Source organism: Rhizobium sp. USDA 4016 (assembly GCF_056279705.1).
This window is the reverse complement of sequence record NZ_JBWCCY010000004.1, coordinates 461,779-485,000: the sequence shown is the minus strand read 5'-3', so window position 1 is coordinate 485,000 and position 23,222 is coordinate 461,779. Positions and strand designations below refer to the sequence as shown.

19 protein-coding genes (1 of these 19 running past the window's edge) are annotated in these 23,222 nt (G+C 62.1%); 15 read left to right on the top strand and 4 right to left on the bottom strand.

What is annotated here, in order from left to right; all coding sequences use genetic code 11:
* The 15 genes from ACZ9DP_RS17565 to ACZ9DP_RS17495 all read left to right on the top strand — a co-directional run.
* Positions 1-518, top strand: partial view of a pseudouridine synthase gene (locus ACZ9DP_RS17565; protein WP_476203049.1) — the 3' portion only. It extends 289 nt beyond the left edge of the window; the window shows 518 of its 807 coding nt (coding positions 290-807); its start codon lies beyond the left edge, outside the window; its stop codon occupies positions 516-518.
* A gap of 14 nt (positions 519-532) precedes the next feature.
* Entirely contained in the window at positions 533-1,219 is a 687-nt protein-coding gene (locus ACZ9DP_RS17560; RefSeq protein WP_476205389.1) for a phosphoribosyltransferase, read from the top strand.
* A 102-nt stretch (positions 1,220-1,321) separates the two neighbouring features.
* Positions 1,322-3,067 carry an SLC13 family permease gene (locus ACZ9DP_RS17555; RefSeq protein WP_476203048.1) on the top strand — a complete coding sequence of 582 codons (1,746 nt, stop codon included), beginning with the start codon at positions 1,322-1,324 and terminating at the stop codon, positions 3,065-3,067.
* Between the two features lie 74 nt (positions 3,068-3,141).
* The gene (locus tag ACZ9DP_RS17550) at positions 3,142-4,086 is read left to right on the top strand and encodes a phosphoribosylaminoimidazolesuccinocarboxamide synthase (protein ID WP_476203047.1); all 945 of its coding nucleotides are present in this window, start codon (positions 3,142-3,144) and stop codon (positions 4,084-4,086) included.
* A 110-nt stretch (positions 4,087-4,196) separates the two neighbouring features.
* Positions 4,197-4,799: a TetR family transcriptional regulator gene (locus ACZ9DP_RS17545; RefSeq protein ID WP_476203046.1), complete on the top strand. Its 603-nt coding sequence runs from the start codon at positions 4,197-4,199 to the stop codon at positions 4,797-4,799.
* A gap of 155 nt (positions 4,800-4,954) precedes the next feature.
* Positions 4,955-6,172: an efflux RND transporter periplasmic adaptor subunit gene (locus ACZ9DP_RS17540; protein WP_476203045.1), complete on the top strand. Its 1,218-nt coding sequence runs from the start codon at positions 4,955-4,957 to the stop codon at positions 6,170-6,172.
* 47 nt (positions 6,173-6,219) lie between these two features.
* The gene (locus tag ACZ9DP_RS17535; RefSeq protein WP_476203044.1) at positions 6,220-9,324 is read left to right on the top strand and encodes an efflux RND transporter permease subunit; all 3,105 of its coding nucleotides are present in this window, start codon (positions 6,220-6,222) and stop codon (positions 9,322-9,324) included.
* A gap of 158 nt (positions 9,325-9,482) precedes the next feature.
* Positions 9,483-10,925, top strand: a complete 1,443-nt coding sequence (locus ACZ9DP_RS17530; RefSeq protein WP_476203043.1) for an efflux transporter outer membrane subunit — start codon at positions 9,483-9,485, stop codon at positions 10,923-10,925.
* Positions 10,926-11,088: 163 nt separating this feature from the next.
* The gene (locus ACZ9DP_RS17525; RefSeq protein WP_476203042.1) at positions 11,089-12,132 is read left to right on the top strand and encodes a LacI family DNA-binding transcriptional regulator; all 1,044 of its coding nucleotides are present in this window, start codon (positions 11,089-11,091) and stop codon (positions 12,130-12,132) included.
* A gap of 1 nt (position 12,133) precedes the next feature.
* A complete protein-coding gene (locus tag ACZ9DP_RS17520) occupies positions 12,134-13,156 on the top strand; it encodes an ABC transporter substrate-binding protein (protein WP_476203041.1) in 1,023 nt (340 codons plus the stop codon).
* Between the two features lie 68 nt (positions 13,157-13,224).
* On the top strand, positions 13,225-14,052 hold the full coding sequence (locus tag ACZ9DP_RS17515; protein ID WP_039845949.1) for an ABC transporter permease: 828 nt from the start codon (positions 13,225-13,227) through the stop codon (positions 14,050-14,052).
* On the top strand, positions 14,049-14,828 hold the full coding sequence (locus ACZ9DP_RS17510; protein WP_074069556.1) for an ABC transporter permease: 780 nt from the start codon (positions 14,049-14,051) through the stop codon (positions 14,826-14,828). Before ACZ9DP_RS17515 ends, ACZ9DP_RS17510 begins: the two co-directional genes overlap by 4 nt.
* Entirely contained in the window at positions 14,821-15,843 is a 1,023-nt protein-coding gene (locus ACZ9DP_RS17505) for an ABC transporter ATP-binding protein (protein ID WP_476203040.1), read from the top strand. Before ACZ9DP_RS17510 ends, ACZ9DP_RS17505 begins: the two co-directional genes overlap by 8 nt.
* Before the next feature lie 4 nt (positions 15,844-15,847).
* On the top strand, positions 15,848-16,768 hold the full coding sequence (locus ACZ9DP_RS17500; RefSeq protein ID WP_476203039.1) for a nucleoside hydrolase: 921 nt from the start codon (positions 15,848-15,850) through the stop codon (positions 16,766-16,768).
* Positions 16,765-18,552 carry an adenine deaminase gene (locus ACZ9DP_RS17495; protein ID WP_476203038.1) on the top strand — a complete coding sequence of 596 codons (1,788 nt, stop codon included), beginning with the start codon at positions 16,765-16,767 and terminating at the stop codon, positions 18,550-18,552. The genes ACZ9DP_RS17500 and ACZ9DP_RS17495 overlap by 4 nt, the downstream gene beginning before the upstream one ends.
* Before the next feature lie 150 nt (positions 18,553-18,702).
* Here ACZ9DP_RS17495 and ACZ9DP_RS17490 read toward each other — a convergent pair whose 3' ends face one another.
* From ACZ9DP_RS17490 to ACZ9DP_RS17475, 4 genes are all read right to left on the bottom strand, one after another.
* Positions 18,703-19,878 carry a M20 aminoacylase family protein gene (locus tag ACZ9DP_RS17490; protein WP_476203037.1) on the bottom strand — a complete coding sequence of 392 codons (1,176 nt, stop codon included), beginning with the start codon at positions 19,876-19,878 and terminating at the stop codon, positions 18,703-18,705.
* An 85-nt stretch (positions 19,879-19,963) separates the two neighbouring features.
* Complete coding sequence (locus ACZ9DP_RS17485) at positions 19,964-21,469, bottom strand: tripartite tricarboxylate transporter permease (protein ID WP_194728111.1); 1,506 nt, start codon at positions 21,467-21,469, stop codon at positions 19,964-19,966.
* Between the two features lie 9 nt (positions 21,470-21,478).
* Positions 21,479-21,940 carry a tripartite tricarboxylate transporter TctB family protein gene (locus ACZ9DP_RS17480; RefSeq protein WP_022715709.1) on the bottom strand — a complete coding sequence of 154 codons (462 nt, stop codon included), beginning with the start codon at positions 21,938-21,940 and terminating at the stop codon, positions 21,479-21,481.
* Between the two features lie 152 nt (positions 21,941-22,092).
* Positions 22,093-23,076 (bottom strand): tripartite tricarboxylate transporter substrate-binding protein, encoded by a 984-nt coding sequence (locus ACZ9DP_RS17475; protein ID WP_476203036.1) that lies wholly within the window; start codon positions 23,074-23,076, stop codon positions 22,093-22,095.
* Positions 23,077-23,222: the final 146 nt, after the last annotated feature.

Genomic DNA, 23,222 nt, shown 5'->3' with positions numbered 1-23,222 from the left:
CGACCCGGCACGATCCGGAAGAGCGTCCGACGGTCTATGACTGTCTCAAGGAATTCGACATTCCGCATCTTTCACCGGTCGGCCGGCTCGACAAGGCAAGCGAAGGCCTGCTGCTGTTTACCAACGATACCGAGTTCGCGCAGGCCCTGCTCGATCCGATCACCCATGTGACCAAGACCTATCATGTGCAAGTCAACCGCATCATGGATGCGGAATCGCTGGCCGAAATGACATACGGGATCCGGCACGACGGCGAAGTGCTGACAGCGACGGCCGCACGGCTCCTGCGAAGCGGCGGCCGCAACTCCTGGATCGAGGTGGAACTTGACGAGGGTCGTAACCGGCAGATCCGCCGCATGCTCGAAGCCACCGGCGCGGAGTGCCTGCGGCTGGTGCGGGTTGCAATCGGCGGGCTTAAGCTTGGAGAGCTGCCGAAGGGCTCGGTGCGCGCACTGACAGAAGCGGAGCTACGCGACCTGAAGCGGCGGACGGGCATGGAAAGGACCGGGCGGAATTGATGCAGAACGACGATATCGCGCCGCATGAGTTCTGGCAGGAGCTCCATCCCCCGGGCAGCTTTCCGGCAGATGGCGATTTTACCTCGTTCTATGTCGCGGAACTGCAGGACCGCCGCCAGCTTCGTCTGCCAATCCGGGTGCTTGCCGACAGCGACCACGCGCTCGCCTCGCTGATCGTCAACCAGGCGAGCTTCGCCGTGCTCGATGCGCTTGCCGGGCAACTGGCGGCAACGATCAGGCACTTTGACATCGATATCGTCGCAGGCCTGCCGACGCTCGGGTTGACGCTTGCTGCAGCAGTCGCCCAGAAGCTCGGACACGCGCGCTACGTGCCCTTGGGCACCTCCCGGAAATTCTGGTACCGCAACGACCTTTCCGTAGCCCTGTCGTCGATCACCACGCCGCAACAGAAGAAGCGTCTTTATTTAGACCCGCGCATGCTGCCGCTGCTTCGGGGCCGCCGTGTCGCGCTGATCGACGATGTCATTTCTAGCGGCAGTTCCATCGCCGCGGGCCTGCAATTGATGATGGCCTGCGATATCGAGCCTGTCGTCGTCGCCGCGGCGATGCTGCAATCCGAACGCTGGAAGGAAAAGCTCGCCGCTGAAGGCGCCCAATGGCCCGACCGCACCGTTGGTGTCTTCGCGACACCGATACTCGAAAGGACGGCAGAAGGCCGTTGGCGCGCGCCCACTGCCTGACCTCGCACAATATGAGGATTGTTCGATCTTTCCGCGCGCCCTCCCTATACAGCCCTGTCCGGATGACTACATTCCGCTGACGGTTGAAACGCGAGCCCGCCCATGACGTTCGAGCAAGCATCCCTGCTGATCCTTCTCTCGGCAATGCTCGTTCTGTTCTCCCTGAACCGTATCCGCATCGAGGTCGTGGCGATTGTGGGCCTGCTTGCCGGGTATCTGCTCCGACTTTATCCAGCCGATCAGGTCTTTGCCGGCTTCGCGAGTCCCGTCGTCATCACCGTGGTCGAGATTCTACTGATCGTCCAGGTGCTCGCCCGCGCGAAACTCTTTGACAGCCTCGCCGCACGTTTTGCAGCCGCCGGACTGTCCGGCTTCACGGTCATCGCCAGTCTTTCGGCGGTCACCGGGCTCATCTCGATCTTCATGAACAATATCGGCGCCTTCGCGATCATGCTGCCTGCAACGCTGCGCATCAGCAGCGTCATAGATATCCCCCGGCGCCAGCTCGTCATGCCGATTTCCTTCGCGGCACTTCTCGGCGGTCTCGTCTCGCTGATCGGAACGCCGGCCAATCTGCTTGTCAGCGATGCATTGGCCAAGGCAACGGGCTCCGGCTTTCATTTTTTCGATTTCGCCTATGTCGGCCTTCCTGTCGCCATCGCCGGAATTCTGCTGATGGCCGCTCTCGTTCCGCACCTATTTCCCGAAACGGACGACCAACCTGCCGCTGCGGCGCCAGCCCGACGGCGCATCGTGACGGAACGGCGCATTCCTGAGGGTTCGCCGCTCGCCGGCGTACGCCTTCTCGATTGCTCCAGCCTCTTTGAAATCCAGCCGCACGCATTGATCCGCAACGGCCGGTTCGTCTTTGGCCCGCTCGATCAGTCGACGATCGAGGCAGGCGATAGCTTGCTTGCCGAAGGCGCCGATGCAGTTTTTGCCGGTCTCGCCGCCTCGGCTGCGCTTCTTCCAGAAGCTCATCCGAACGGGCTGCAGGCGGATTTCACCCGCATCGAGGCCGTCGTCATGCCGGAGAGCACGCTGGTCGGCTCGCGAATCCGCTCGTTGGAGGTTTTTAAGAGCCGGAGCGTCAGGGTTGCCGCTCTCTCCATGCGGTCACCACGGATCGAAGGCCGCTTCGAGGATTTGCAGCTCTCGATCGGCGATATCCTCCTGCTCGAAGGCCCACGCGAGGCGGTCGCTGAAGCGCTTGAGGAATGCGAATGCCTGCCGCTCGCCTCCCAGCCTGCAGACGAGGCGACGTCGAATGCGTGGCAGCCCTTCCTGATCTTCGCTGCTGGCGTGACGCTTTCCGCTGTCGGGCCGATCCGCCCGGAGATCGCATTTGCGGCTGTCGTGCTCGTTCTTGCGCTGATGGGCTATCTCAACATCCGCCAGGCCATGGCGGACATAAACTGGCCGATCATCATCATGCTGGCCGCGATGATCCCGATCGGCTCGGCTGTTGCCGCAACAGGCACGGCCCAGCTGGTCGCCGATTGGCTGAGCCTGCTCGTGCCGATATCCATGCCGCTTGCCGGCATCGCACTCCTGCTCTTCATCGCCATGGCGCTTACGCCTTTCGTCAACAACGCGACAGTGGCAATTGTGCTCAGTCCCGTTGCGCTGGAATTCGCGGAAGCGGCACACCAAGCCCCGGCCGCCTATCTGATTGCCGTTGCCGCCGGCGCATCGCTCGATTTCCTGACGCCGTTCGGCCACCACAACAATACGCTGGCGATGAGCATCGGCAGCTACCGCGTCTCCGACTTCTTGCGCGCCGGCAGTCCGCTGGCGTTTGCTTCCTATTTTCTGACCGTTCTTCTGGTCGCCCTGATCTGGCTTTGAAAGCCATTTGCTTGACATCCCCTGCAATGGAACTAGAGCAAGGTGAAACCCCGCGACAAAGGACTATCGAGCCCGTGCGAATTCTTTCCGAAGCCCATTTCCCCGAACTGCCGAACTATTACCGCGGCAAGGTGCGCGAGAATTACGACCTTCCGGATGGCAGCCGCATCATCATCAGCACCGACCGCCTCAGCGCTTTCGACCGCATCCTGACCTGCATCCCATATAAGGGCCAGGTGCTGACGCAGACGGCACGCTACTGGTTCGAAGCAACCAAGGATATCTGCCCGAACCACGTCATTGCCTATCCGGACCCGAATGTGGTCATCGGCAAGCGGCTCGACATTCTGCCCGTCGAGGTCGTCGTCCGGGGCTATCTCGCCGGCACCACCGGCACGTCGATCCTCACTCTTTATAAGAAGGGCGAGCGCGAAATGTACGGCATGCGCCTGCCGGACGGCATGCGCGACAACCAGCGCCTGCCCGAGCCGGTGATCACGCCGACCAGCAAGGAATTCGACGGCGGCCATGACGAGCCGCTGACGCCTGACGAGATCGTCAGCCGCGGGTTGCTCACAGCGAAACAGTGGGCAACGCTTTCGAGATACGCGCTCGCGCTTTTCGCACGCGGCCAGGAAATGGCTGCAAAACGCGGCCTCATCCTTGTCGACACCAAATACGAATTCGGAACCGACAAGGACGGCAATATTATTCTCGCCGACGAAATCCACACGCCGGACAGCAGCCGTTACTGGCTCGCGGACAGCTATCAGCAGGCCTTCGAAGTCGGCACGCGCCCCGCAAGCTTCGACAAGGACTTCGTCCGTGCCTGGGTCGCCGAGCGTTGCGACCCGTACAAGGACGAGATCCCCGAGATCCCGGTCGAATTGGTCGAGCAGACATCGAAGGTTTACATCAAGGCCTATGAGGCGATTACCGCCCAGTCTTTCGTGCCTGATGACAGCGGCGAAACCCCGGTTGCTCGTGTGCGAAGCAACCTTGCGCGCTATTTCCCTTAAAAATCCGAAACGAACCACCCGAAAGCCGCCTGTGCGCTTGCGGGATTTCGCCGGAAGGCGTTAGCATGTGCAAGGAAGGGGTGCCGGTCGGAAGGCCGGCTTGGGAACGAATGGCACGAAGGCCGCGGCGCAAAGCCGAGGAAACGCGGGAAGACATTCTGTCGATGGCCGAATTGCTGTTTCGCCAGCGCGGTTTCGTCGCCGTATCGATCGCCGACATCGCCTCCTCCCTCGGCATGTCGCCGGCCAATGTCTTCAAGCATTTTCATTCGAAAGTGGCGCTCGTCGATGCCATTGCCGAACGGCATCTCGGCAACGCCACCGAGCGCTTTGGCTCTTTCGAGCGAAACCTCCCGCCGAAAGAGCAACTGCTGCGTTTCGTGCTTCGGCTTCTCGATAGCCACCTCAAGGACATTCAGGAAAATCCCTACATCTTCGAAATGGTGCTGACGACAGTTCAGGCGAAGCTCGAAGCGGGTAATCGCTACCGCGAGCGAATCGAGCAGCAACTCGAAGAAATCATCCGCGAGGGGGTTAGCGCAGATCATTATAAATGTTCCGATCCGCGCCGCGCCGCTCATACCGTTGCCGATGTCCTTGCATCGGTGCTGCACCCCGTGCTGATCGCCCGTGACGATAAGGATACACTCGTGCACAGGGCTGAGGAGATCGTCTGTTTTGTAGATACTGCACTGCAAAATAGCGCTTGCTAAGTGACGATCATTGAATTACGTCACTTCGTAAATCTTTTCTTAAGTTCGGATCGAAGGGTATTTGAATCCCGCTAATCACGCTCCTTATGGATGCAGCGCTCCGTCGCCGGGGCTGGTGATCCGATCCGCAAATGCCAACCGCAAGGGAATTCAGCATGATACGGCGTGGCTTCATCATCTCTTCAGTTTTGGTGCTGGGCGGATTGCTTACTGCCTGCAGCGACAGCAACAACCAGGCCGGCGGCGCAGGTGCGCCTGGAGCGGCTGCTCAGCAGGCAGCCCCGGTCGGTGTCATGGCGCTGAAGAAGGACACGTTCCCGGTCACGACGATCCTTCCTGGCCGGGCCGAGGCCTATCAGACGGCCGATATCCGTCCGCAGGTCAGCGGCATCATCCGTGAAATCGCCTTCAGAGAAGGCAGCGAGGTGAAAAAGGGCGACCTCCTCTATCAGATCGAAGACGCGCCTTATGTTGCAACCGTCGAACAGGCCAAGGCGGCAATCGCCAAGGCCGAAGCCAGCGTGCCGAGCGCGCAGAGTAATTTCGACCGCTACCAGCGCCTCGTCGGCAGCGGCGCGACACAGATCGAATTCGAAACGGCAAAGACCACCCTTCTCCAGGCTCACGCTGAGGTCGAATCGGCCAAGGCCACCCTTGCCTCCGCGCAAATCGATCTCGACCACACGAAGATCGTCGCGCCGTTCGACGGCGTCATCGACGAGACGGCCTACAACGTGGGCAACGTGGTGGCCGCCAATCAGACAACGGCGCTGACGACGATCCGCCAGCTTGACCCGATCTATGTTTCGCTGACCGAATCGAGCACCAATCTCCTCAGGCTCCGTGATGCCTTGGCATCTGGCACCGTTCGGGGTGAAGGCGCCGATGTCGCATTCCGGCTCATCCTGGAAAACGGCAAGGAATACGCCCAGAAGGGCAAGCTGGATATGTCGAAGCAGATCGTCAGCGAGACGACCGGCACCTTCATCATCCGCGTGCTCTTCCCGAATCCGGATCTGGTCATTTTGCCGGGCATGTATGTGCGCGCAACCGTCGAACTTGGCGCCGAGGTCGGCTATGCGCTGCCGCAACTCGCCACCAGCCGCGACGCGACCGGGCGTCTGACGGCGCAGTTCATCTCCGCTGATGGCAAAGTCGAGGCACGTGTCTTCGAAAACGCCTCGCCCTCCAACAATTCCTGGCTCGTGACCGACGGCGTGAAGGATGGCGATCAGCTGATCGTCAGCGGTCTGCAGTCGATCGCGCCCGGCATGCCGGTCACGCCCGTCCCCATGAAGATCAATGAAAGCGGTGTGGTCGTGGCTGCCGAGCAGGCAGCAGCCGGTGACGCCCAGAAGCCGGCCGCGCAGTAGGACGCGCCCGCCTCTAACATTGATCCAAGCCGCACAGGAATAATTTGATGGCCAAGTTTTTCATCCGACGCCCGATTTTTGCCTGGGTCATTGCGATTTCCATCATGCTCGCAGGCTTGCTCGGCATCTTCACTCTGTCGATCTCGCAGTATCCGGACATCGCACCCACCACGGTGCGTATCAACGCCACCTATCGCGGCGCGAGCGCTGAAACCGTCGAGAAATCGGTGACGACGATCATCGAAGACGGCATGACCGGCCTTGATGACCTCACCTACATGACTTCGACCTCGTCGACCGGTTCGGCGAGCATCTCGCTGACGTTCGGAACAAGCGTCGACCCGGACATCGCGCAGGTGCAGGTCCAGAACAAGCTGCAGCTCGTTCAATCGCAGCTTCCCGATGACGTCATCGATGCCGGCATCAGCGTCACGCGATCGACCTCCAGTATCCTTTTGGTCGGCTCGCTGGTTTCGACCGACGGCAAGCGGAATTCCGTCGACCTCGGCAACATCCTGTCTAATCAGATCGAAGATCAGATCCAGCGTCTCGAAGGCGTCGGCAGCATCAATATATTCGGTTCGGGTTACGCCATGCGCGTCTGGCTCGATCCCTTCAAGCTGCAGAAGTATCAGCTGACGCCAAGCGACGTAACCTCGGCTATCGAGGCCCAGAACACCCAGGTCTCCGTTGGCTCGCTCGGCGCACAGCCGCTCGTCGAAGGCCAGCAGCTGAACGTCACGATCACCGCGCAGAGCCAGCTGACGACGGTCGCGGACTTCGAGCGGATCATTCTGAAAGTGGAAAAGGACGGCTCGACGGTCCGCCTCAGCGACGTCTCGCGCATCGAAATCGGCCAGGAAAGCTACGGCGGCTCTTCGCGCTACAATGGTCAGCCCTCGAGCGGCTTTGCCGTCAACCTCGCGATCGGCGCCAACGCCATCGATACCGCGGAGCGCGTTCGCTCGGCGCTCGACACGATCGGACGCGGCCTGCCGGAAGGCGTGGAGATCACCTATCCTTACGACACGACGCCCTTCGTCGAGCTGTCGATCGAGAAGGTCGTCCATACCCTCATCGAAGCGATCGTTCTCGTCTTCGTGGTTCTTCTTGTCTTCCTGCAGAACCTGCGCGCGACGCTGATCCCGACCATCGCCGTGCCGGTGGTGCTGCTTGGAACCTTCGGCATTCTCGCGGCAACCGGATATTCGATCAACACGCTAACCATGTTCGCCATGGTTCTCGCAATCGGCCTCCTCGTCGACGACGCTATCGTCGTTGTCGAGAACGTCGAGCGCATCATGTCGGAGGAAAAGCTATCGCCGCTTGAGGCGACCGAGAAGTCGATGGGCGAAATCACCGGCGCCATCGTCGGCATCGCGCTGGTTCTGACCGCCGTCTTCATTCCGATGGCCTTTTTCGGCGGTTCGACCGGCATCATCTACCGTCAGTTCTCGATCACCATCGTTTCGGCCATGCTGCTTTCGGCCCTCGTCGCCATCGTGCTGACGCCGGCACTCTGCGCGAGCATGCTGAAACCGGTCGGCGAACACAGGAAGCACCGCGTCGGCGACTGGTTCAACCGCAACTTCACGCGCTCGACCAATGGCTACGTCCGCACCATCAGCTATCTGTTGAAGCGTCCGATCCGGGTCATGCTGGTGTTCCTGCTCGTCGGCGTCGGTTGCGCCTATCTGTTCACGCGCCTGCCGAGCTCGTTCCTGCCGCAGGAAGATCAGGGCGTTCTGCTGACGATCGTCACCACGCCGCCCGGATCGACCACGCAACAGACCCAGGCCGTCGTCGAGAAGGTCGAAAAATACTATCGCGAAAACGAGAAGGACTCCGTCGAGTCGGTTTTCGGCGCCCTTGGCTTCAGCTTCAACGGCTCCGGCCAGAACAGCGCGATCGTCTTCACCAAGCTCAAGGACTTCTCGCTTCGTACCGATCCCAATCAGCACGCGCAGGCGATCGTGACGCGGGCGCTCAAGACCTTCTTCACCTTCCGCGAAGCGCAGGTCTTCGCATTGCTTCCGCCGGCGATACAGGGTCTCGGCGTGTCCAGCGGCTTCTCGATGTACCTCGTCGATACCGGCGGACACGGCACAGCTGCGCTCGACACCGCCTCCAAGCGGCTGATCCAGATGGCCAATGCCAGCGGCAAGGTGGTCGCCCTCCGCAATAACAACAAGGAGGTCGAGCCGCAGATGCGGATCGTCATCGACCAGGAGAAGATCGGCGCCATGGGCGTCGATATATCTGCGGTCAATGCAATGCTCTCTGTCATCTTCACCGGCCGCGACGTCAATGACTTCACGCTGAACGGCGAGATCAAGCCGGTCTACGTGCAGGGCGATGCGCCCTTCCGAATGCAGCCGACTGACCTCGACCACTGGTATGCCCGCAACTCTTCCGGCGAAATGGTTCCCTTCTCCGCCTTCACCACGACGGAATGGGTCAAGGGTGCCCCGACGCTCGCCCGCTTCAACGCGGTCAGCGCGATCCCGCTCGAGGGCGCTTCGGCACCGGGCGTCAGCTCCGGCGACGCCATGAACGAGATGGAGGCCCTGACTGCACAGCTCGGCGGCGGCTATACGGTCGCCTGGCAGGGCATTTCCTATCAGGAGCGGCTCTCGGGTTCGCAGGCGCCGATGCTTTATGCAATTTCGGTGCTCGTCGTCTTCCTTTGCCTCGCCGCACTCTACGAAAGCTGGTCGATTCCGTTCTCGGTGATCATGGCGGTGCCTGTCGGCGTGCTCGGCGCGCTTATGGCTGCGACCCTCTTCGGACAAGCGAACGACGTCTACTTCAAGGTCGGTCTTCTGACGACGATCGGTCTCGCAGCGAAGAACGCGATTCTGATCGTCGAATTCGCCAAGGACCGGATGGAGACCGGAATGGGGCTCTTCGAGGCGACTTTGGAAGCGGCAAGGCTGCGTTTGCGCCCGATCATCATGACATCACTTGCCTTCATTCTGGGCGTCGTGCCTCTTGCCGTCGCCACCGGCGCGGGCTCCGCAGCCCAGAACGCAATCGGCATCGGTGTCCTCGGCGGCATGCTCGCGGCGACTGCGCTCGGGATTTTCTTCGTGCCGTCCTTCTTCGTCGTCATCCGACGCGTATTCTCCCGCCGCAAGAAAATTGTGGCGTGAGTGTGATAAAAATGCACTGCCAGAATGAATGACTCGTTGATACATTGCCCGCGGACTGCTTCGGCATGGTGTACCTCGTTGGGACGAAGCGCGGCCGAAGGCAAAGCATGATGCTTTTGGCAAGAATTTAGACTTGGTCGAGTTACAGGAAGAAATGAATGATATCTCTTCGTTTTGCTACACCGGCACTATTGCTGTTGCTGGCGGGCTGCGTGAGCGGACCGGACCACACGCCTCCGGAGATGCCGCTGCCGGCGAAATTCGGTGAGGGCAGCACCAAGAATATCGGTGATGTTGCGACGGTGGCCTGGTGGTCGGCCTATCGCGACAGGCAGCTCGACAGTCTGGTGGCGCGCGGCATCGACCAGAACCTCGACGTGCTGCAGGCGATGGAGCGCATCAATTCGGCGTCCTCGAATGTGACGGTCGCCGGGGCCGGTTCGCTGCCGAGCCTGGTGGTCGGCGCCTCGCACACGGTGTCGGGCCAGATGGGCTCGGAGCGCACCCGGGTGGGTGCTACCAACACCACTGGCGGCGAGGCCAATGTCTCCTGGCTGCTCGATCTCTTCGGCCAGTACCGCCGCTCCAAGGAAAGCGCGCTTGCCTCGCTCGATTCGGCCTATGCCAGCGCCGACGTGGCCCGGCTTGCCTTCCTGCAGGATCTCGTCTCGACCTATATCGACGCCCGCTTCTACCAGGAGCGCATTGCGCTGTCGAAGGCCAACCTGCAATCGCGCCGGGAGACCTTCGACCTCACCAAGTTCCAGCTGGAAGCCGGGGCCGCCTCCAGGCTCGACGTCGTCCAGGCCGAGGGCCTGGTGCAGTCGACGCAGGCCGAAATCCCCGGTCTGGAAACCAACTTCCGCGTCTCGGCGCATCACATCGCCACGCTGCTCGGCCTGCCGGCCTCCTCGCTGATGGCCGAACTGCAGAGGGGGGCCGCCCAGCCGGTCTACCGTGCCGGCATCATCTCCGGCATCCCGGCCGACCTGATCCGCAACCGTCCCGACATCCGCGTGGCCGAGCGCAATCTGGCAGCGGCGACCGCCAATATCGGCGTCGCCCAATCGCAGCTTTATCCGTCGATCGCGCTGTCCGGCTCGATCTCGCCGACCTGGGTCAACCCGGCCAGTGGCCGCGGCGGCGGCCTGACCACCTGGTCCTTCGGCCCGACGCTCAACCTGCCGATCTTCGACGGCGGCCGCCTGCGCGCCAATGTCGACATTGCCAAGTCGGACGCCAAGACCGCCTATCTCGCCTGGAAGGCAGCGGTGCTCAACGCCGTCGAGGAGGTGGAGAACGCGCTGTCGGCGGTGCGCCGCGACGCCCAGACGGTGGAAGCGCTGCGCGCCCAGGTCAAGACGACGCAGGAATCGCTGGAACTGTCGACGGCAAGCTACAAGGACGGCGCCTCCTCGCTGCTCGACGTGCTCGACGCCCAGCGCCAGGTGTCGCTGGCCCAGGCGAGCCTGGCGGCGGCCGTGCAGCAGATGGCCAAGGACTACGTCTCCCTCAACGTCGCCATCGGCGGCGGCTATGCCCCGGGCGGCAAGGTCAACTCTGTCTCCGCCACCGTGGCAAAAGGCCCCACAAAGAGCTGAAAAAGCCATTTCTATGAATGACAAAAGCCCCGGCAACGGGGCTTTTTTATTGCTTCTCGAAAAATCCCGTGTGCAACACGCACTATCCGACAAAATGGATTCGACAAGCCGCTGCGCTTCAGGTACGCGTGATTAAACGATTAATCAAACGCATTATGAAACCATGGCTCAGCTGCGCCCGGGACCGAACCTCAGCAGGATTGCGACGTCGCTAGGCGTGTCGGTCGCAACGGTGTCGAACGCGCTTTCGGGCAAGGGGCGCGTCTCGGAGCAGCTCGTCGGAAAGATCAGGGAACATGCCGCGGAGCTCGGATATGTTCCAAGCCAGGCGGGTCGGGCGCTTCGCACCGGCCGAAGCGGCGTGCTCGGCCTCGTTCTTCCCGACATCGCAAATCCCCTCTTTCCCAAGATTGCGCAGGCGATCGAATTCGCCGCCGCCTCTGCCGGTTACGGCGTACTGATCGCCGACTCGCGCGGCAATGTCTCGGCGCAGACCGAAGCAATCAACCGGCTGGTCGAACGAGGCGTCGACGGTATGGTGATCGTGCCCCGCCGCGCAACGCGCATATCGGCGGCAAGCTGCCCAGTTGCGGTCATCGACACCGCATCAACCCCCGGCAACACGGTTGCAGCCGATCATTGGCAGGGTGGCGAACTGATTGCCGCTCACCTTGCTGATCTCGGCCACAAGCGAATCCTCATCATCGGCAACAATCCGGAATCGAACGTGCAGAACGATCGGGCGGGTGGCATCCGTTCGGGTCTTTGTGCGGGCATGAGCGCCGAAACGCTCTGGATCGAAAAGCTTGAACATCAGGCCGGCAGCGGCTGCCCGCTCGGCCTTGCAAGAAAGGTCGAGGAGGGCTTCAGCGCCTTTGCCGCCCTGTCCGATCTTCAGGCGCTGCGGGTGCTCACGGAGCTGCAGCGCGACGGCATCGATGTGCCTGCAGAGGCCAGCGTCACCGGTTTTGACGACCTCATCTGGTCTGCGGTCGTGACACCCGCACTTACCACGGTGAAGATGGACATGGACGCCATTGCCGAGATCGCCGTATCGGCCTTGCTTAACAGCATAAACACAGGCCGCACCCGGGAGGGCGCACTCGTGACCGCTAAGAATGATCGCGTGCCCATGCAACTGATCATTCGCCAATCATCCGGGCCGGCGAAGCCGGTTCAAGAAAACCTGCAGATGGAGAACTCATGACATGAAGACATCCCTCATCGCATCGACAGCGCTGCTCGCGCTTATCCCGCTCGGCGCCGTGGCGCAGGATCGCACTCTGACTATTTCCGTCTATGCCTTTGCGCAGGACGACTTCAAGACGCTGGTCTATGATCCCTTCGAAAAGCAATGTGGTTGCAAGCTCGTCGTCGAGACGGGCAACAGCGTCGAACGCCTCGCCAAGATGGAGGCGAACAAGGCAAACCCGGTTGTCGACATGGCTGTCGTCTCGATGGCGGATGCGCTGTCGGCCTCCCGCAAGGGCCTGGTGGAAAAGATCGATCCGTCCAAGCTTACCAACTTCGGCAAGCTCTACGATCTCGCCAAGGACCCGAACGGCGACGGCATGAGCGTCGGCTACACGTTCTATGCCACGTCTATCGCCTACCGCTCGGACAAGATGAAGATCGAGTCCTGGGCCGATCTCCTCAAGCCGGAATATGTCGGCCACGTCGCCTTTCCGAACGTGACCACCAACCAGGGGCCGCCGGCGCTCTATATGCTCGGCCTCGCGCTCGGCAAGGATACGCCCGACCTCAAGGGAGCGATCGAAGCCGTCGGCGAAAAGAAGGATGACATCGTCACCTTCTACGAGAAGTCTTCGCAGCTGATACAGCTCATGCAGCAGGAGGAAATCTGGGCGGCCCCGATCGGCCGTTTCTCCTGGGCGGGCTTCACCAAGCTCGACCTTCCGGTCGCCTGGGCGACACCGAAGGAAGGCCAGACCGGCGGTATGAATGTCATGGTCGTCACCAAAGGCTCGAAGAATCAGGATCTGGCGCTGCAGTTCATGGATTTCTGGCTCTCGACCGACATCCAGACGAAACTCGCCGAAAAGCTGATCGATAGTCCCGCAAACAAGGACGTGAAGGTTTCCGAGGCCGCCGCCAACAACCTCACTTACGGCGAGGACACAGCCAAGAGCCTCAAGCTCATTCCGTCCGCAGCAGCGCTCGACAATCGCGACGCATGGCTCAAGGAATGGAACGACAAGGTCGGCCAGTAAAGCGCCCATGACACCCGGTTCCGGCTTGCCGGGACCACCCATTCCGCCGCCGTTCCGAAAGGCGCATCATGTTTCAGAACCGAGCAGAAGCCCTGGCGCTCGCCCTGCCCGCAGCGGTCTTTGCCGCGGTGGTTTTTCTGCTGCCCGTCGCCATCCTGCTTTCGGAAGGCTTTCGCCTGGAAGGCGCCTGGACGCTTTCCGCCTATGGTGACTTCTTCTCCGGGACGCTGAACCGCACCGTCTTCATCCGCACCTTCAAGCTAGGTCTTGAGGTGACGGCCGTTTCGGCGATCATCGGCTATGCCGCAGCTTTCGCCATCGTCAACCTGCCGCCCAAGGGCAAGGGCCGGATGATCGGCCTCGTTACCCTGCCGCTGATGATCTCGCCCGTTGCCCGTACCTATGCCTGGATCGTCATCCTCGGCCGCACCGGCATCGTCAACCAGGCGCTGACCGGCATGGGCCTCAGCGACGGACCACTACGCCTTCTCTTTACTGAAACGGCCGTGTTCATCGGCCTGCTGCAGCTCTTCTTGCCTCTGATGATCCTTTCGCTGATCAGCGCGCTCGAAAATATGCCGAAGGATGCGATCCCGGCGGCCCGCGTCCTCGGCGCCAACTGGTTCCAGGTTTTCTGGAAGGTCATCCTGCCGCTCACCCGCGAAGGCCTCGTCGTCGGCGGCACGCTCGTCTTCACCGGCTCGCTGACGGCCTATATCACGCCCGCCGTGCTTGGCGGTTCCAAGGTGCTGATGCTCGAAACACTGCTCTACCAGCAGGTCTCCGTCGCCAATAACTTCGTTTCCGCAAGCGTCATCGCCTTCATGCTGATCGTTATGAGCTTCGCCGCGAACATTCTGCTGAAGCGCCTGGCAACTGCAAGGAACAAGCGATGACCGCCCGTCTGTTCTCACCGATCGTGCTTTTCCTCGTGCTGGCGTTCCTGATCGGGCCATTTCTGATCATCATCGCCGCATCGCTTTCGGCCGGGGATACGCTCGCCTTTCCGCCGCAAGGCCTCTCGCTTCGCTGGGTGATCAAGGTCTTCACCATCGAGAGCTTCCGCGACAGCTTTTCGATGTCGATGTTCCTTGCAGTCTTCGGAACGCTCGCCGCCCTCGTGCTCGGCATTCCGGCCGCCTACGCTCTGTCGCGCTATTGGCTGCCCTTCGGTGAAACGGTCCGAACCGTTGTCTCGCTGCCGATCATCGTCCCGGGCATCATCGTCGGCCTCGCATTGTTGCGTTACCTCGTCGTGCCCTTCGGCTTCAACATCACGCTGGCGCTCTTCTTCGCCCACACGGCGCTCGTCCTGCCCTATGCCGTGCGCGTCGTCTCCGCAAGCCTCAATAATTTGCGCTCAGACATCGAGGAAGCCGCCGTGCTGCTCGGCTCGTCGCGCCTCGGCGCCTTCTTCCGTGTCGTGATGCCGAATATCCGCGGCGGCATTCTTGCCGCCTTCATCCTCGGCTTCGTCACCAGCTTCAACCAGGTGCCGGTCTCGCTTTTCCTGTCCGGCCCCGGCGTCCGCACGCTGCCAATCGATATGCTGGGCTACATGGAAACCACTTACGACCCCTCGATCGCCGCGCTCTCCTCGCTGCTCGCCTTCCTTTCCATCGGCATCGTCTTCCTCGCCGAACGCTTCCTGGGACTGTCTCGTTATGTCTGATACCTATCTTCAACTCGACAAGCTGACGCTGGCCTACGGCGATACGGTCGCCGTGAAGGATCTCGACCTGTCGATCGCCAAGGGCGAACTCGTCGCCCTGCTCGGCCCTTCAGGCTGCGGCAAGACGACGACGATGCGCTCCATTGCAGGTCTGCTCGCGCCCGCCTCCGGCCGCATCAATCTCGATGGCGCCGACATCACGCGCGTTTCGGCCAACAAACGCGCCGTCGGCCTCGTCTTCCAGTCCTACGCGCTCTTCCCGCACCTGACGGTCTATGAGAACGTCGCCTTCGGCCTCCGCCTCAAGGGTATCAACGGACAGACGCTCGATACCCGTGTCAACGCCGGCATCAAGTCAGTCGGCCTCTCCAGTTTCGCCTCACGCAAACCCGCAGAACTCTCCGGCGGCCAGCAGCAGCGCGTGGCGCTTGCCCGTTCCATGGTCATGGAGCCGAAGGTGCTGCTGCTTGACGAGCCGCTCTCCAACCTCGACGCGCGCCTGCGCCTCGAAATGCGGGCAGAACTGCAGCGCGTGCAGAAGGAGACCGGCGTTACGATGATCTTCGTCACCCACGACCAGGCGGAGGCCTTGGCCCTTGCCGACCGTATCGTGGTCATGCTGAACGGCGGCATAGAGCAGATCGGCACGCCGGAAGAGATCTACAACAAACCGGTCTCCGCCTTCGTTGCCGATTTCGTCGGCTTCGAGAATGTCTTCAAGCTGCAGAACGGCAGGCTTGTCACGCCGAACGGCGCCATTGAACTTTCCCTTCCCGCTCCGCAGGCAGCAGGGCTGGCCTGGCGGCCCAGCTCGGTCGCGCTTGGTTCCGGTCCTTTCCAGGGCGCCGTGCGCGGCACCTCCTTTGCCGGCAACACGCGCGAATATCTGCTTGATACGCCGCTCGGGCCGATCAAGGCCGAGGTGGATGCAAGCCTGCCACCGCACGAAATCGGCGCGGCACTTTCCTTCGACCTACCGCTTGAGGCGGCTGCAACTCTTACGCGGTTCGGGTGACATCATGGGCGTTTGGATCGATACCGATATGGGCTTTGACGACATCGCCGCCATTCTGGTGGTTGATCAGTCTGAGCTCGAGATTGACGGCGTCTCGCTCGTCTTCGGCAACACGCCGCTCACTCAGGTGCAGGCAAACTCCGCTGGTGCCATGCAAACCTTCGGCTGGACATTCCCCATTCATACCGGCCGCGGCCAACCAGTCCTGGGCAAGTTCGAGACCGCCCAGGCGATCCTCGGCGATACCGGCATCCCGACGATCGGAAGAGGCCTGCCCGCAGCGGCGGCGCTTGCAATGAGCGGCGCCTTCACTGCTCTTTGCCGCTGGCTTGAGGCTGACGGTCCGCGCCGTATCCTGGCGCTTGGCCCGCTGACGAATATCGCGGCGGTGGCGCTCGCGCGTCCGGATCTTGCTGCCCGCATCACCGAACTCACCTGGATGGGCGGCAGCGTCACTGCCGGCAATCATACGGCCTCGGCGGAATTCAACGCTTTTGCCGATCCCGAAGCGCTAGCGATCGTCCTCGCCCATGGCATGCCGCTGCGCATGGTCGATCTCGACCTCTGCCGCAAAGTGCTCGCCAGACCGGAAGACGCTGAACCCGTGCGCAGCGCGGGCGGCACGAGGGCCGAACTGCTGGCCGACATGTTTGCCGGTTACATCCGCATCGGCACCAGCCGCGGCCGCCCCGCCATGGCGATCTACGATCCGTGCGCCGCCGTGGCCTTCGTGGCGCCGGATGCTGTGAAGTTTCATCCCGCCCGTATCGATGTCGAGCTGGGGGGCCGGTTGACCCGCGGCCGCACGGTGGTCGAGACGCGCGACACGCATGCCACGTTTAACGCCCAGTTCGCCGCCGATATCGACGCCGAGACGGCGCGCACCATCATCCTCGCAGCCCTGGTCAACGAGGCACGCACATGAACGCACAGCTTGGGCGGGAACCCGCAGACATCAATGATCCGTCGCTGCGCGCCCGCGCCGTTGCCGCCGCAAGGGGTGCTGCCCCGTTCGACGCGCTGATCACCAGCGGCAAACTACTCGACGTGGTCACCGGCCGCTTCCGCGATGCGGATATCGGCCTCGTCGGCGCACTGATCGCCAGCGTGCATGCGCCGGGCACCCGCACCGACGCGACCGAACGCATCGATGCCGGCGGCACGTTCGTCACGCCCGGCCTGATCGATACGCACATGCATATCGAAAGCTCGATGGTGACGCCTGCCGAATATACCGCGGCCGTCCTGCCGCGCGGCGTGACGACGATCCTGTGGGATCCGCACGAATTCGCCAATGTGCACGGCCTTGACGGCGTGCGCTGGGCGATCGAGGCTTCCCACGCTCTGCCTTTGCACATGATCCTCGTCGCCCCGTCTTGCGTTCCTTCGGCACCCGGCCTGGAAATGGCAGGCGCCGACTTTGACGCTTCGGTCATTGCCGGAATGCTGCGCTTGCCGGCGCTCGGCGGCGTTGCCGAAGTCATGAACATGCGCGGCGTCATCGACGGCGATCCGCGCATGAACGCCATCGTTCAAGCGGGGCTCGCCTCGGGCAAGCTCGTCTGCGGCCACGCTCGCGGGCTGGAAGGCGCCGATCTCAACGCCTTCATGGCGGCCGGCGTCACCTCCGATCACGAGCTGACCTCCGGCGCCGACCTTCTCTCGAAGCTTACCGCCGGAATGACGATCGAGCTCCGCGGCTCGCATGATCACCTCCTTGAGGAATTCGTCCAGACGCTGAACGGCATCGGCCATATGCCGCCAACTGTGACGCTTTGCACCGACGACGTCTTTCCGGATGAACTCGAAAGGGATGGTGCCCTCGACGACGTCATCCGGCGTCTGGTCCGCTATGGCATGAAGCCGGAATGGGCACTCCGCGCTGCGACGTTCAACGCCGCCGAACGCCTGAAACGCAACGACCTCGGCCTGATTGCCGCCGGACGACGCGCAGATATCGTCCTCTTCGAAGACCTGCAGGACTTCAAAGCCCGCACGGTCATCGCCAATGGCCACGTGACCGCGCAGAACGGCAAGCTTACGTCGCCGGTCCATTCGCTCGACTCCGCGCCGCTTACCAATTCCGTCAAGCTTTCGCCGCTAACCGAGGACGACTTCAAAGTGCCGTCGAAGGGCAATCGCGTCCGCATCGCCACGATCGACCGGCCGCGCTTTACGCAATGGGGCAAAGCCGATGCCGAGGTTAAGGACGGTTTCGTCGTTCCGCCGCCGGACTGCGCCATGATTGCCGTCGCCCATCGTCACGGCAGGGCGGATGGCCGCCCGCGTACCGGCTTCCTGAAGGGCTGGGGAAAATGGCGCGGCGCCTTCTGCACCACGGTATCGCATGACAGCCATAATCTCACCGTCTTCGGCGGCAATGCACGCGACATGGCGCTCGCTGCGAACGCCGTCATCGCGGCCGGCGGCGGCATGGCCGTTGCCAGGGATGGTCAGATAGAAGCGTTGCTGCCCCTGCCGCTTTCCGGCCTCGTCACCGAAATTTCGCTGAAGGACACCGCCTCCGCCTTCCGCAATATTCGCAAGGCAATGGAAAAGATCGTCGACTGGCAACCGCCCTACCTTGTCTTCAAGGCCTGCTTCGGCGCGACACTCGCCTGCAACACAGGCCCGCATCAAACGGATCGAGGGATTGCGGATGTCGTGACGGGAAAGGTGCTGGAAAGCCCGGTGCTGGAGATTTTGTAGTTGACGGGGGAGCTTGCCGCTCCCCCGTCAGACCTTCGGGCGAAGTTATGCCGCTGACGAGAAGAGGAAGGTTGGGGCATCGCCGCGAGCCCCTTCTCCCCTCGGAAAAGAAGGTTCCGGCAGGCGGATGGAGGAGAAGGCCGCGAGCTCTTATGCCGGGGACGTCAACGCCTGCTCCACCAGCTTCACCCAATAAGCCACGCCATAGCCGATCGCCGCATCGTTGAAGTCATAGGCGGTATTATGGTGCAGGGCACCGTCGACGGCAGGGCCATTGCCGAGCCACACGTAGCAGCCCGGCGCATTCTGTGCGAAGAACGCAAAGTCATCGCCGGCCGTCGAAGGCGGAAAACTGGTGCGCACCTTCTCCCCCAACACCGCCCGTGCAGCAGCCAGGGCCTGTTGCGTTGCATTGGCATCGTTGACGACCGGCGGAATGCGCCGCTCGAATTGATAATCCACGGCAATGCCGTACATCGCCGCCGCGCCCTGCGCGAGGCGACCGATTTCCGCTTCGAGCTGATCGCGCACGTTGGCGCAATAGGCCCGCGCCGTCCCGCCGACCTCGACCGTGTCCGGGATGACGTTGAGCGCCTTCGGGTCACCCGCCTGCAGCGAACAGGCGCTCACGACGGCGGGCTGCAGCGGATCGACGACGCGGCCGACGATCGTCTGCAGCGAGGCTAGGAAGGTGCCCGCGGCGGTGATTGGGTCGCGCCCGAGATGCGGTTTTGCGCCATGCGTGCCCGTCCCGCGAAAGGTTATGCGCCAGCTATCGGAAGAAGCAAGCTGCGGCCCTTCGACCACTGCAATCTCGTCGACGGCAAGTCCCGGCATATTGTGCAGGCCGTAGACGGCATCGCAGGGAAAGAGCTCGAAGAGCCCCTCTTCCACCATCCGCCTCGCGCCGCCTCGCCCTTCCTCTGCCGGCTGGAAGATGAAATGCACGGTGCCCGAAAAGCCCTTGACCGCCGCCAGATGACGTGCCGCGCCGAGCAGCATGGCGGTATGACCGTCATGCCCGCAGGCATGCATCTTGCCGGCCACGGTCGATTTATACGACCGCTCGGCAATCTCCGGCATCGCCAGCGCATCCATATCCGCACGAAGCCCGATCACTCGCGTGCCGCTGCCGGCCTGCAGCGTGCCGACGACGCCCGTGCCGCCAAGTCCGCGATGCACCTTGATGCCCGCCTCCTCAAGCAGCTCCGCCACGATGCCGCTCGTGCGCTCCTCCTCGAAGCCAAGCTCGGGATGGGCGTGCAGGTCACGGCGCAGCGCTATGAGAAAAGCCAGATCGTCCTTGATCCGCACGGGGATGTTCATGGGCCCGGATGTCCTGTCATACGAAACGGGCGCCAAAACGGCGCCCGCGTCAGGTTATCCTTTGTTCAACAAAGAGCGGCGAAGTTCAACCCTCCTCGACGAAGACCTCTTCGCGCTTCTTCTTCACGCTCGGCAGGAAGACGACGATGAGGACTGCCGCGGCGATCGCAAGAAGGATCGCGCTGATCGGCCGCGTGACGAAGGTCGTCGGATCGCCGCGCGAAAGGATCATCGCCCGCCGCAGGTTTTCTTCGAGCAGCGGACCCAGCACGAAACCGAGCAGCAGCGGTGCCGGCTCGCATCTGAGCTTGGCAAGCAAGTAGCCGATAAAGCCGAAGAAGGCGACGGAATAGAGATCGTAGACGTTGGAATTGACGCTGTAGACCCCGATCGAGCAGAAGGCCATGATGATCGGGAAGAGCACGTAATACGGCACTGTCAGCAGCTTCACCCAGAGCCCGATCAGCGGCAGGTTCAGGACGACGAGCATCAGATTGCCGATCCACATCGAGGCGATGATGCCCCAGAAGAGCGCCGGCTGCTCGGTCGCAACGTTCGGCCCTGGCACGATCCCCTGAATGATCATCGCGCCGATCATCAGCGCCATCACCGGATTGGCCGGAATGCCAAGGGTGAGAAGCGGAATGAACGAGGTCTGCGCACCAGCATTGTTCGCCGACTCCGGGCCTGCGACGCCGGCAACGGCACCCTGGCCGAATTCCTTCGGCTTGTTCGAGATGCGCTTTTCAACAGTGTAGGAGGCAAAGGACGCGAGGATCGCACCTCCGCCCGGCAGGATGCCGAGAGCCGAGCCGATCGCCGTGCCGCGAAGCACCGGCGCGATCATCTCCTTGAATTCTTCGCGTGACGGCAGCAGCCCGGAGACCTTTGCTACCAGCACCGTCCGGGTCTTTTCTCCTTCCAGGTTGCGCAGAATTTCGGCGATACCGAAGACCCCGACGGCAAGTGCCACGAAATTCAAGCCATCCGCATATTCGCGGATGCCGAGCGTGAAGCGTGGGGTGCCTGTATAGATATCCGTTCCGACGAGTCCAAGCAGCAGCCCGAGCACGACCATCGCCAGCGCCTTGACCACGGAACCATGGGCGAGCGCGATCGACGACACCAGGCCGACGACCATCAGCGAGAAATATTCCGCAGCACCGAAGCGCAGGGCGATATCGGTCAGCGGCGGCGCGAAGATCGCGACGAGGAAGGTCGAGACCGTTCCGGCGAAGAAGGAACCGAGTGCGGCGATCGCAAGCGCCGCCCCTGCCCTGCCGCGCCGCGCCATTTGGTAGCCGTCGATGGCCGTCACCGCCGAAGAGGATTCGCCCGGCATGTTGATCAGGATCGCCGTCGTCGAACCGCCGTACTGCGCGCCGTAGTAGATGCCGGCGAGCATGATGAGCGAAGACACCGGCTCAAGCTGGAAAGTGATCGGCAAAAGCATGGCGATTGTCGCCGTGGCGCCAATGCCGGGCAGTACGCCGATCAGCGTACCGAGCAGAACGCCGATCAGACAGAAGAAAAGGTTGGCAGGCGTTGCTGCCGTCGCGAAACCGAGTGCCAGATTGCTGAAAAGTTCCATCGCGGCCTCCTAGAACCGGACCCAGGGGCCAAAACGCTCGAACGGCAATCCGAGACCGTAGCTGAACACGCCAACGGAAAAGGCCGTCAGCAGAACCGAGAGCAGAATCGCGTGGAGCACCGTCATCCGATGCGAGGCGAAGCAAGCAATGAAAGCGGTCAGGAAGATCGAAGGCACAAATCCCAGCCCCCGAACCGTCAGCCCAAAAAAGATCGGCGCAGGCAGGATGAACAGCATGCCACGCCAGGCAAGCGGCCCCATCGGCTCGCCCTGCACGCGGATCGCTTGAACAAAGACGACCGCGCCGAGAATGATCAGCACCGCTGAAAGAAGCAGCGGGAAGTAGCCCGGCCCCATGCGAAGCGTGGTCCCCAGGTCGAGACTGTAGGATTGGATGGCGAAAAATGCGCCGGTCGCGACAAGCAGCGCGCCGCAGATCACATTGGTGGTATCGAAACTAACCGATTTCATGGTGTCTCCGTGGGTTGGAGATGGTTTCCTCAGCGCAAGTGGTTTTCCCTCATCCGGCTGCGGCCACGCTCTCCCCGGCCGGGGAGATGATGCCAGAATTCCCTCCCCCCAGTGGGGAGAGGGTTAGGGTGAGGGGCCAGAGGCACTACACCTCAATCCGCATATTCGCCGGCAGCGTCGATCACCGGCTTCCAGCGGGCGATTTCGCTTTCAAGCTTCGCCTTCAGCGCAGCAGGCGTAGCGTCGGCCTCCGGCGATGGCGCCGTGCCCAGTTCTGCAAAGCGAGCCGCGACGTTCTGGTCCTTCAGCGCAACTTGCAGCGACTTCGACAGGCGCTCGTTGACCTCTGCCGGAGTGCCCTTCGGCGTGTAGATGCCGTGCCAGATGCCGACTTCAAAACCGGGCAGACCGGCTTCGACCGCCGTCGGGATATCCTTCATGACGTCGAGGCGCTTCGGCGAGGTCACGGCGTAAGCCTTGATCGTGCCGCCCTTGATCTGCTTCGTCGTGTTGGTCGTCTGGTCGCACATGACGTCGACCTGGCCGCCGAGAAGATCGGTCATCGCCGGGCCGGTGCCCTTGTAGGGAACAGTCGTCAACGGCGTCTGGATAGCGCTCATGAACATCATGCCGCAAAGATGCGAGGCTGCGCCGATGCCGGCGTTCGCGACCGTCACGCTGTCCTTGTTGGCCTTCACATATTCAATAAGGCTCTTGAGGTCGGCCGGTTCGAAATCCTTGCGGGCAACGATCGTCATCGGAACTTCGGTGACGAGACCGACATATTCGAAGGCGCCGAGCGTGTCATAGGCGAGCTTGCGGTAAAGCGTAGCGCTGGTGGCCATGCCGATGTGGTGCAGCAGGATGGTGTAGCCATCCGGGCTGGCTGAAGCCACCCGTCCCGCGCCGAGCGTACCGCCCGCACCGCCGACATTTTCGACGACGATCTGCTGGCCGAGGTCCTTCGACATGGATTCGGCAACGAGGCGGGCAACCGTATCGGTCGGGCCGCCGGCCGAGAAAGGAACGACCATGGTGATAGTGCGCTCTGGATAGGTCTGCGCGGATGCGCCGTTTGCGAGAAGCGAAACGGCAACTGCCGCCGTCATGCCAAGCATGGCCCTCAGAATTTTCATCTTTTTCCTCCCTGATGAAAACAAAATACCACCGACGCTTCCCACGCGCCAATGGAGATAGGGCCATTAGCACGCCCCGAACCGGTTACGGCAATCAGCCCCGCTCCGCCCTTTGCCCGAATTCCGCATGGGTGCAGCGCAGCATG